Origin of the sequence: Bradyrhizobium viridifuturi, assembly GCF_001238275.1 — a bacterium.
In the GTDB taxonomy this organism is placed as follows: Bacteria; Pseudomonadota; Alphaproteobacteria; order Rhizobiales; family Xanthobacteraceae; genus Bradyrhizobium; species Bradyrhizobium viridifuturi.
Genome location: NZ_LGTB01000058.1, coordinates 39,771 through 50,014 on the forward strand (window position 1 = coordinate 39,771; position 10,244 = coordinate 50,014).

11 protein-coding genes and 4 pseudogenes are annotated in these 10,244 nt (G+C 59.9%); 9 read left to right on the top strand and 6 right to left on the bottom strand.

What is annotated here, in order from left to right; genetic code table 11:
- Positions 1-6 precede the first annotated feature (6 nt).
- From ALC15_RS36980 to ALC15_RS36990, 3 genes are all read right to left on the bottom strand, one after another.
- On the bottom strand, positions 7-420 hold the full coding sequence (locus ALC15_RS36980) for a hypothetical protein (RefSeq protein WP_050631536.1): 414 nt from the start codon (positions 418-420) through the stop codon (positions 7-9).
- A gap of 96 nt (positions 421-516) precedes the next feature.
- Positions 517-900 (bottom strand): hypothetical protein, encoded by a 384-nt coding sequence (locus ALC15_RS36985; protein ID WP_050631537.1) that lies wholly within the window; start codon positions 898-900, stop codon positions 517-519.
- A 121-nt stretch (positions 901-1,021) separates the two neighbouring features.
- Positions 1,022-1,504: a hypothetical protein gene (locus tag ALC15_RS36990; protein ID WP_050631538.1), complete on the bottom strand. Its 483-nt coding sequence runs from the start codon at positions 1,502-1,504 to the stop codon at positions 1,022-1,024.
- A 267-nt stretch (positions 1,505-1,771) separates the two neighbouring features.
- On the opposite strand from ALC15_RS36990, the gene ALC15_RS46800 reads away from it, so the two are divergent.
- The 3 genes and pseudogenes from ALC15_RS46800 (at position 1,772) to ALC15_RS37005 (ending at position 4,096) form a co-directional block, all read left to right on the top strand.
- Entirely contained in the window at positions 1,772-2,032 is a 261-nt protein-coding gene (locus tag ALC15_RS46800) for a S49 family peptidase (RefSeq protein WP_028337812.1), read from the top strand.
- A gap of 151 nt (positions 2,033-2,183) precedes the next feature.
- A pseudogene (locus tag ALC15_RS47370) lies at positions 2,184-3,619 on the top strand (IS701 family transposase).
- 255 nt (positions 3,620-3,874) lie between these two features.
- On the top strand, positions 3,875-4,096 hold the full coding sequence (locus tag ALC15_RS37005; RefSeq protein ID WP_050631539.1) for a hypothetical protein: 222 nt from the start codon (positions 3,875-3,877) through the stop codon (positions 4,094-4,096).
- 4 nt (positions 4,097-4,100) lie between these two features.
- Here ALC15_RS37005 and ALC15_RS45270 read toward each other — a convergent pair.
- Positions 4,101-4,333: pseudogene (locus tag ALC15_RS45270) on the bottom strand (DDE-type integrase/transposase/recombinase); the annotation flags it as partial.
- 677 nt (positions 4,334-5,010) lie between these two features.
- Positions 5,011-5,199, bottom strand: a complete 189-nt coding sequence (locus ALC15_RS43745) for a 6-carboxytetrahydropterin synthase (RefSeq protein WP_128089687.1) — start codon at positions 5,197-5,199, stop codon at positions 5,011-5,013.
- Positions 5,200-5,267: 68 nt separating this feature from the next.
- Here ALC15_RS43745 and ALC15_RS46815 point away from each other — a divergent pair, with 68 nt between their 5' ends.
- The 6 genes and pseudogenes from ALC15_RS46815 (at position 5,268) to ALC15_RS45645 (ending at position 9,226) form a co-directional block, all read left to right on the top strand.
- A complete protein-coding gene (locus tag ALC15_RS46815) occupies positions 5,268-6,071 on the top strand; it encodes an FAD-dependent monooxygenase (protein WP_244486429.1) in 804 nt (267 codons plus the stop codon).
- 34 nt (positions 6,072-6,105) lie between these two features.
- Positions 6,106-6,621 carry an FAD-dependent monooxygenase gene (locus ALC15_RS46820; RefSeq protein WP_167350190.1) on the top strand — a complete coding sequence of 172 codons (516 nt, stop codon included), beginning with the start codon at positions 6,106-6,108 and terminating at the stop codon, positions 6,619-6,621.
- 1,160 nt (positions 6,622-7,781) lie between these two features.
- Positions 7,782-7,976 (top strand): annotated as a pseudogene (locus ALC15_RS46825) (IS3 family transposase); the annotation flags it as partial.
- 27 nt (positions 7,977-8,003) lie between these two features.
- The gene (locus tag ALC15_RS48030; protein ID WP_128089688.1) at positions 8,004-8,438 is read left to right on the top strand and encodes a transposase; all 435 of its coding nucleotides are present in this window, start codon (positions 8,004-8,006) and stop codon (positions 8,436-8,438) included.
- Between the two features lie 223 nt (positions 8,439-8,661).
- Entirely contained in the window at positions 8,662-8,778 is a 117-nt protein-coding gene (locus ALC15_RS43760) for a transposase (protein WP_128089689.1), read from the top strand.
- Positions 8,779-8,989: 211 nt separating this feature from the next.
- Positions 8,990-9,226 (top strand): hypothetical protein, encoded by a 237-nt coding sequence (locus ALC15_RS45645; RefSeq protein WP_210168620.1) that lies wholly within the window; start codon positions 8,990-8,992, stop codon positions 9,224-9,226.
- Between the two features lie 447 nt (positions 9,227-9,673).
- Here ALC15_RS45645 and ALC15_RS45650 read toward each other — a convergent pair.
- Positions 9,674-10,244, bottom strand: a pseudogene (locus ALC15_RS45650) (hypothetical protein); the annotation flags it as partial.

Here is a 10,244-nt window from a genome sequence, read left to right on the forward strand (position 1 = left end):
GAACGCTCAACCGATGAACTGGAGTCTCATCACTCGATCTCCTAGTCGCTCGATGGCCGAAATCGGCGAGTCCAGCGGCGTGAGTGACTCGTCGTCCATGCGTGCGAAGCGAAAGGACTCCAGCGGTGCGAACTCCAGCAAGCGCGCCCGATCGACCTTCGTCCAGGGCGCTCGCAGGATCGCCTGCCAGATCAGAAGCTGGCTGAGAACGGAGCGGTTCTTCTCGATAGGCTTGATCCCCGACAGTCGCTTTTCATGAAAGCGGTCGAGGTCCTTCCCGTTGAACGTGAAGCGGTACGTCGGCGTGATCTCCAGATACCATTTTCCGCCCAGCCAGCGGAAACGCCCCTGAAAGGCGTTGTGGCGGTAGTACGTGAACTTCCTTCCGTCCTTCGAGGTCGACTCGTAGTGCGAGACCACAGTGGAGGTGCTGCGGACCTTGAGGTTCGGATACTTCAGCCGCCTCGGTCCCTCTTCGGTGCGTCCGATGAACGCATAGACATCGAGATCGCTGTGCTACCTCACCCCATGGCCCCACAGATCGTCGCGGAGCGCACCGTTCAGCAGCTGGACGAAACGACGCCGGCGCAAGTCGTTCTCGGAGAGCGCCCATTCGCAGGTTTCCAAGCGGTCGATCCTGCCGACGTCGATGATGGATTTCAAGCGCGAGGCCTCAGGAGCCACGAGGCTGTAGAGATTGTCCTCGTATATCGTCCATGCGCCGGGTACGTAGTCGCCGGGCTGGCCGGAGCCGCCCTGGTTCAGCGCCGCCCACGCTCCGTGCCGCGTGTGGCACAAGGCGGGCGCCACGTAGAGAGTGTCCGGAAATTGCCTCAGTTGGATCAGGTTCGCGAACCCCTCTTCCTGCGCATCATGGATTTCCTGATCTGGGACGGTCACTCCGGACGAGACTGCCGGAGCGTCGCCTGTGCCGCCCGGTGCATAGTTGCCCGGCGGGATCGGCTGCCCTTGGCGTCAGTAACTGTGCGATCGCGCCGGCGATCTTTCCGCCGCTCCTCGATCAACCGCGAGACGACGTCGTCCGTAATTTCATGGAAGTAGATCTTCGCTCCAGGATCTCGACGATGCGGTCGAGCACGGATTTGATTTTTTTGTCGGCAAGGTGTTGGCCGAGCTCGTTCCACCAGCGATCGTAGGCAGGCTTGAGCCGGAGCGGGCCTCGCCCTTCGCGATTTAGTCGGTTCAGGAGGGCTTGCGCTTCGGCGCGCCGCGCGTCCTCGAAGGCCTGCGCGTCACGTTCATCACGGAGTTTAGTCGAGCCGCAACGTCGATAACGGTTGATCGATAACTCGAATTGGTGATAGGAACTCTTTCTGTCCGTTAGACGGCATTGGGCTGCTGTCTCCGCGAGCGCCTGCAGGAACGCCTCAACGTCGAAGCGCGTGAACACGCGACGGCGCTTGATACGACCTTTGCCTTTGATGCGGCAGGTCAGTGTTTCGTCGCCAATATGCCGCGTGATCGTGGTCCGATCAATCCGCATCAGCCGCGCCAAATTGGGGACGTCGATCGTGCGTGTCGAGCGCCTGCGGTCGGGTGGTCATGTGGCGTCCAGGTACTTGATGCCGGCCGGCGCCGGCTAGCGGGCGGCGAAACGCTGCATTGTCGCGTCGTCGAAGAACCCGCACCAGCACCAGCCGCAAACAGTCGCGCCGCCGCGATGCCAGCTGCCTTTGGTGCCGTAAGACGATCGTCAGGTCGGAACAGTCGCCGCTGAAAACCGCGGCGCATCCGTTCGCGCCGCTGTCGGATGACAGCCAAGGCCTATCTGCAGGGCCGAGCCAATGAGGCTGGCGCCGATTTCATCAAGGCGGTCGCGAGTGGCCGGCGCGTGACGCAGACCAAGATCCGCGAGGAATTTGGTCAGGGCCGCATGGTCGGCACGCGCGAGGCCGTTGCGCGCGGCCTGGCCGACCGGATCGCGACGCTCTACCAAATCATCAGCGGCATGCTGCAGCAGCGCGCGTCGCGGCCGAGCTCGCCGCGGCGACCAGCACTAGCATTTGAATAGGCGCAAAACGCCCAAGTGCCGCTTGTCGGATGCTAGGCATCAAGCGGTCGTTGCCGACCCGCCAGGAATGCCCCTAGTCTGACTGAGTCACAAAACCGCCGGTCAGAATCAGCGATGGTTGAAGCATCGACCATTAGCCGATGAGGCCGATATGAGCGGGCGTGGCACCAAGACGAGCGAGAAGCGATTTGCGGCGTATTTGGAAGGGCTTGCCAGTGTCATCGGTCATGCTGATCGGAAGGCGCCGCTGCGCGACTATTGCGTCGGCCTGATGGCCTGTGGCGGTCGCAAGAGCGTGGAGCCGATGGCGGCGGTGACGGCTCCGGAGCGGACGGCGGCACAGCATCAATCGCTGCTGCATTTCGTAGGCAGCGGCGCCTGGTCGGATGAGAAGGTGCTGGGCAAGGTACGCGAGATGGTCCCGCCGGCGATTGAACGCCAGGGGCCCATCGAAGCCTGGATCATCGATGACACCGGATTTCCCAAGCAGGGGCGACATTCGGTTGGAGTTGCACGGCAATATTGCGGGCAGCTCGGCAAGCAGGATAATTGCCAGGTGGCGGTGTCGCTGTCGATTGCCAACCACCACGCCAGCCTGCCTGTCGCTTACCGCCTTTATCTTCCGAAGGATGGACTGCGGACCGCGATCGGCGGCGCAAGGTAGGCATTCCTGCCGAAGTCGGCTTCCAGACCAAGCCGGAGATCGCGCTGGAGCAGTTGCGGTGGGCCTGTGCAAGCGGCCTTCCGCGCGGTGTCGTGCTGATGGACGCTGGCTATGGCAACAACAGCGACCTGCGCACCGAGATCACGGCGCTGGGATTGACCTATGTGGTGGGTCTTCTGTCGAGCACGACGGTATGGGCGCCCGCCACCGGTCCCTTGCCGCCGAAGCCATGGTAAGGCCGCGGCCGTCCACCAACACTGATGCGCCGCAACCGTCAGCATCAGCCAGCCGCCGTCAAAGCGCTCGCGATCGGCCTGCCGGCCCAAGCTTGGCGCACCATAACCTGGCGGCAAGGAACGAACGAAAAACTGACCTCGCGCTTTGCCCGCGTGCGGGTTCGTGCCGCGCATCGTGATTATTGGCAAACCACCCGGCGAGCGCAGGAATGGTTGCTGATCGAATGGCCGAAAGGCGAGGACCAGCCAACCAAATACTGGCTTTCGACATTGTCGGAAGATGTGGCATTCCGGACGCTCGTTGAGACGGCTAAACTGCGCTGGCGCATCGAACGCGACTATCAGGACCTCAAGCAGGAGGTCGGGCTCGGCCACTTCGAGGGACGCGGCTGGCGCGGCTTTCATCATCACGCAACGATGTGCATTGCGGCCTACGGATTCCTGATTTCCGAGCAGGAGACGATTCCCCCCTCAGGCGCCCGGCGCGCCCGGCCGATCCCGCTCGATCGCGTTCCCGCAGATTACAGACCCCGCGGATTTGCCGCTGCGGACCCAACGTCACATTCCAAAGTCGATCGCGACGATGCGACGACGGTTCGAACATGGGCTCGTCCGAATGCTGTCGAGATGTCCTTGTTGTGCGATCAAGTTCGACCACTACACAGATCATCGTTTGTGACGCAGTAAGACTAGATGACCTGAAGCGAATGTTGATCTTCTCGTCGCGGCTAATGGCACGATCGTTGCTCGGCCATCGAGCTGACGCCTTACATTACCGGCATCATGGCAATTGCAATCGATGGGATGACGACATGCTGAGTATCACGAACATCAATCCGCGACACATCATTCCTGTGTAGCAGAACTTTGACTTTGTTTTTTGATCTACGACAATGGTCCCCTATTCGGGCATGATTATCGGTTCCACGGGATCGTTGGCCGATGACAATCAATCGCCTGCTCGCCGGAAGTACCTATACGGAAAAGGAGCGGAACTCGCTTAATTGGGCTTACCGGCTCACGCTGGAATCGCTTGGGTTGGTCGAGCGGGGAGACCCACTTTGCGAATTTATCGCGCGCAAGGTCATTGAGGTCCGCGCGCGCGGCGTAACGAACGCATCAGCCATCTCGCGGCTTGCAATCAAAGAGCTGAAGCTGAATTAGGCCGCTTCAGTTGACGCCCGTTCGTCCCATAGTCCCAGTCGATGCCGGTTTCCTTGTACCAGCCAGCATGGCGTTACAGGTGAGTTTGGTGCCGTTGTCGCAGACGATCAGGCAGGGTTTGCCGCGCCGCGCGACAACCGTCGTCAGTTCCCGCGCCACACGCCGGCCCGAGATCGACGTGTCAGGAATGGCGCCCAGACATTCCTTGCTGACATCGTCGACGATATTGAGGATGCGCGCCGGCCCGACCTAGTTCAATAGCGATCGGGACATCCCGCGGCCCTTCCACCTCCAAGAATTGGTAGTCGCACTTCGTGATGAGTTCGCCTAGAGTTAACTGGGGTGATCTAACTCGTTGGATTGCACACATGGTAGCCGGTTGCCTGGTCTTAATTGGTCACCTGGAGAGCGTCGGCCTTCAGAACGTAACGTTTGCGGTTACCATGCCTGCTGCGACCGACGCTATGAGGCTTCGCTCGATTTCGGGGACATCGGTTCTGAACTCGACGCCAGACACGGCGGATTTGCCTTGGCGATTTCCGCACTCAGTGAACGGGCACCTGAGTGATCTCGGCATCGAGGAAGGCGAGATTTGTCAGATCTGTGACGATGATTGGCAGATCTGGCCGCCCAAGCTCCATTAGGCGCCACAAAGTTGGCTTGCAGTTCGGCCTCACTTGCGAACGGTGCACCGGATGAAGGCGATAGGCAGTCCGACACAAGCAGCTCCGTTCAAAATCTACGCTGATCGCATGATCGAGATCGGGACCAACACCATCAACGTTCTACAGATGGCGTCGACTTTGCGGCTCAGGCGCAGCTGCGAAGACCCTTTTTTGTCTGTCCCAGCTCATGGCTTCACTCAACCGACCCTAACCTCCACCCAAGACTCGTCGTTCGCAAATCGGCACACTCTAGCAGCCAAGAATGCGGTCAAAGAACCAATCGACGATGACCGCGGCGGTCGGATTCTCCAGTCCTTCGACATCGTTTAGATGTCGGTGATCGACGAGTTTCAGCAGCGGCCGCACCTCAGCGTCGATCTCAGCGAAGTGGCGCCAATCGTGCCCTTCCACGGCGGGACGCACGCCAACAGGACGCACGCCAACAAACTAGGTTCTGAAGGATTTGAAGCGGGGCTTTGCGCCTGTCCGGCCAGATGCAGAGCGGCATGGTCACGTTCGACTGGGGGCTCGCTTCCAATCCCGCGGCGGTCTTCGGCGGTAGCAAGGCGAGCGGTCTTGCGCGGGACCGCTCGACCGAAGGCATCAGGGACTCGCTCGAAACGAAGTACATCGCAGTCTCGCTGTATCGAGCGGATGAACTGCACACAGAGCAGGGGCAGTGGCGCAGTTCACCACGGGAGATGAACAACGGACGTGTAGGAGGAAACATGGGCACGGTGAAGAACGTTATCGTCGTGGGCGGTGGTATTGGCGGCTTGACAGCCGCCCATGCGCTTCGACGCATCGGTGTGTTTGTGCGAGTCATCGAAATGGGAGATAGGAGCGACCGGATCGGGACTGGCATCACCCTACTCGGGAATGCGCTGCGAGCGCTCGCCGAATTGGAATTGGTGGAAGCGTCTCTGCAAAGCGGTCACGGGTGGGACGTCGTATCGATACGCGACGCCGCCGGAAACCCGCTGCATCAGCAGTTCTCGCCAAGAATTTGGGACCCGGATCGTCCAGCCGCGCTAGGGATCATGCGGCCGCGCCTCGGGCAGATCCTGGAGGAGGCCGCCAGGACGAGCGGCGCCGAGATCGCCTTCAATACGACTGTCACTCGGATTGATCAGGACGCTGAGGGCGTGACGGTGCAGCTCTCGCACGGCGAGACAGATCGCGCAGGCCTGTTGATCGCGGCCGATGGCGTTTATTCCAAGACGCGCCAGCAACTCTTCGGCGAAGAGTTCAAGCCGCACTACGCCGGCCAAGAGTGTGGCGTTACACTGTTTCTCGGACCGAAGCTATGACGGCTTCATCCTCTATCGCCATCCGACGGGGAGATTGGTTGGCGCGCTGCCGCTGTCGAAGGAGCTGTGTTACCTGTTCTTCCTGGGAACCACGGATGAAACGCTTCGTGTCGCTCAAGATCAGGTTTGCGATTATGTTCGAAACCTGCTCGACCCATTTACGGCGCCCGAACTGATCCAAGCGGCCGACTTGGTCGGCCAGGGCAATCATATAAGCTACCGCCCGTTCGACGTATTGATGATGCCTGCACCATGGCACCGCGGCCGCGTCGTATTGTTGGGTGACTCGGTTCACTCGCTGACACCGCAGATGACGTCGGGCGGCGGCATGGCGATCGAGGATGCTCTGGTCCTCGCTCAGGAACTCCATCGCAGCCACGACCTGGAAACCGCGCTCGCGGGGTATTGCGTTCGGCGTGAGGCGAGGGTCAAGCGCATATACGACATCGGATACGCCATTTGTAACGAAGAGCGCAATCCGATGCATAGCCGAGAATATCAGATAGGTCTTCTTCGTGCAGGCTACGCATTCCTGTCTGCGCCTGTCTGAATCGAAAACGGCCGCCGAAGTCAATTGGAGGACAACCAAGATTATGAAAAAACGAGCTCCGAGTGCCGTGTTCCGGGCAAACGTGCTTCTGCCCACTCGCTCCAGAGGCAGCATCTATTTCGGCCGGCAACTACCGATTAAATGATTCAACATTACAGAGTTTGAGAGGAGGACTGGGCTTCACAGCTCGCGCCGACGACGCCGCGCTTCTGACCTGAAGTGAAGACGCGGCGGGGATTTCGCGCGTCGTGGCTGCCGGTAGTCGTTGTCGACATAGACCCGCTCGATCGCGCAGCCGGATCCTGATGCTCCACGGACTCCAGCCCCAACGGCAAACGACGCTTGACGCTACAGCATCAACATCGGATCGGGCTCCTACCTATTCTGGGGGGGCCGTCGCTCCCTGGCCCCTCATCCTCTATTCATCCTACGGCGCCCGAGCTAAAGACGGGCTGAGATCGGTGACGGCGCTAGAAGAGGAGCGCGGCGGCATGTCCGAACAACCACCCTTCCATTCATATTCAACCGCGGCTCGCATCTGTATTGGCATTGCGGTCTTAGGTGCTGCTCTGCTGGTCGGGATAATAGTGATTCACGTCGTGCCGTAAGGCGGCCTCAGTGGTTAGTCGGTTTCCTCGCAAACCTCGCAGGATTGTCGGGCGCATTTGCGATGTTGGCCGCACTCATATGTCTGGTCCCCCGTCGGCGAGCTCGCGTCGCTTGTTCTGATAAGAAAGATTGACTTGTCGATGGCATCGATTGGCTGCTGCTCGACGTGTTGCATAGGCAACGACAGCCTTCGCCCAGCTTCGCGCGCGGGCCCCATAAACCTTCGTATCGTTCCATGTCCCTTTAGATGCCCGACGTTTCCCTACGTTCAATTGAGCCGCCGATCGCGATCGTCCTATTTTCAGGCAATGCGGTAGCGCCCCGCTATCGCTGCCCTCCTTGGGCGTTCCTCCCTAGACTTGGGTCGCTTGCGGCAACGTAGGCGGCCCTTCTTTTGTACGCGGTAAGGCGATGCAGTCAGGCGGCGCGATTCCGCCGAGCGTCGATTTCGCTGCTCCGCTAGCCATAAGCAATGCGCCGAAGCATTTTGGCGAGCCAGGCGAACGGTTCGACGTTGTATGGCGTCGCACAGTCGAGCATCGGCATCAGTGACCGTCAAGAACCGCATTCCGCTCGACAACTACTACCTGCCCGGCGACCTCGAACGACAGATCCGGGCTTTCGTCGAACGCCACAATCACGTCCACTAACATGACAGCATCGATAATCTCGCGTTGCCGATGCCTACTTCGGCCGGGCTAAGGCAATCCTTACCGCGAAAACGCATCAAGCGAAACTGGACCTAGTAGGCTCAGAGAGCCCGGAGGTGTCGGATGCAAGAGCGTCAACGTCGGTCGCTTACCGAAGAGTACAAGCGGCAGGCTGCTGAGCTGGTGGTATTGAGTGGCCGGTCGATCATGGCGGTCAGCAAGGAACTCGGTCTTCGCGACTCGGTGTTGCGGCGCTGGGTGGACAAGCTGCGGAAGGAGCGGCATCGGCGACGCGGCGCCCCAGCACGCAGGCGGCGCCGATGCCGGCGCACCAGGCTTCCGAGATCATCCGGCTACGTGAGGAGAACGAGCGGCTGCGCATGGAACGTGACATTTAAACAAACTGTCCAGCACGGTTGCGCGCCTGTGCGGCGTAGAAACGGCCTTGTGCTCCTCGGCGACTGGGAGGGTAGCGGCCGTTCGATTATTGGAGGCAAATCCCCGTTAAAAAATGGTCCATACGTGCATGCGAACTTGAGAGTGGTGACGTCGGCCTAGCGACGATCCCGATTAGGAAGATGACGATTCGCATAGCCCAGACCCTCCTGCTCATGGTTGAATGGAGGATTGCCATGTCAAAGAAGAGGACGGCTGGCGCCCGTCCGGAAGCCGAGCCAAGTGTCTGGGCTTCGTGTTACAGCAATTCCAGACAACGATCCGGCTGTTTCTTAGGAAGTCGATCGCGATCTTTGACCGAACACGGACATGAGCTTCCACGCTCTTGGCCGCGATCCGGCAGATTCATCGGGACAGCGGCGGGCGCTATAGCAGCCCGCGAGTCCATGCCGCGCTGCGGGTGCAGGGACGTGGCGCATCCGTGGCCGGATCGAGCGCTTGATGCATAGGCACGGCATCCGAGCCATCATGGCGCCCCCACGCCGGGTTTGCATCACCGCACGGTGCATTCACCTGCCGCGGGGCCGTCCATTGTCGCGACCGATGAGGATCGCCGTGATCATCTCGCCCGAAAGTGCGCGCGGAACGGGTTCCGGATCGAGCCAGCGAACGAGCTTTTCGAGAGTCTCGACGGTTGATTTCGCTGGAACGCGTTGGCCGAATTCCGCCCTTTTTCCGGGAAGTATCGCCGGGCCGCGGATCGCTTTCGGGCCTCCAATCGAAAAGCCAGCCTCGGATTGTCGACCGTCGGCAGCAAGGACCACGTCAGCATTCGGGAGCTTTGCGACCACGCCGCGGGTCGCACCGCAAAAGCGCCCGAGCGCGTCGTGGGTTACGTCCTCGACTGCAATGCGCTTCTTCGCAGGATCGATAGTGACTATTTTCACTAACAGCTACCATTTTTTACTCTCTCAACCATCGATCGACTTCTGGCAGGCGTCAACGCAATTGCACATCCCCTCGCTCCGCGGGTATGGAAATCCTGACTGCCAAAAATGCGGTCCCCCTGTGGCGCCATTTATCAACCGAGGATATCTGTGCTCGCTTAACTCTTTCGTGGGGTGTCGTTCTTTCTATCTTGTTAATGCAACGAATGCGGGCGCGTTTGCCACTCGAGTTTCTCCTGGAGGATATGCAACGCTACAAGCCAGCTCAGACAACGGCAGTGAATTAGGTGCCCCCCGATCCTGGTAGGCGCCTTGCAGTCCTTCTCTTCGATACAACTCGACGGTCCCGTCGACTACACACCACCTAAAGCTCGGGGGACAGAGGTGGTCGGGAGCCAAGTTGTGGAACCATCCGATCACTATAAGACGATCAGGAGGAACGTCGTGGAGTCATGAACTCTTCAAGTTCGCGCGACTCTCAACCGCCTTGCTGATCAGAATGGCCGCCTTCCCCGCCATTCTGGCAAAGGGCGCTTTTGGAATCTGCCGCGGAATCAATTTGTGGCTGCTTGCGAACAATCTGCCGACCGCTAATACACTAGGTCCCTTCAATGACGGATCGATTGTGAATGCTTCGTTGACGTGCGACTCGGTACCGGCGCTGCAACCCATACAGGATTTCGCGATGCCCATCATCTCGTGAGCATCAGCCAGATTGTGATCCAGGGCCAAGGCTCGCTTGCACTCAGCCACGCCTTGGGTCACCCGCTTCGTAATAAGCGCGCTCGATTGCACAGCCGGTGAGTGTCTCGGTGCGGTCAACAACGTCCCGCAATATGTGACAGTCGAGGGCGCGGGCAAGCCGAGGGTTTGGTGCGAGAGTGAGCAACGCGTCTTCCGACCCAGCATGCTGGCAGTAGAGTTGCCGACGCCATATTGGCTTTTTCCGGTCCCGGTCGTTGCAGGCCGCTGCGGGATGACTGCCGATTGTGCTCCCGAGAAGGTATGCTCTGACGATTCG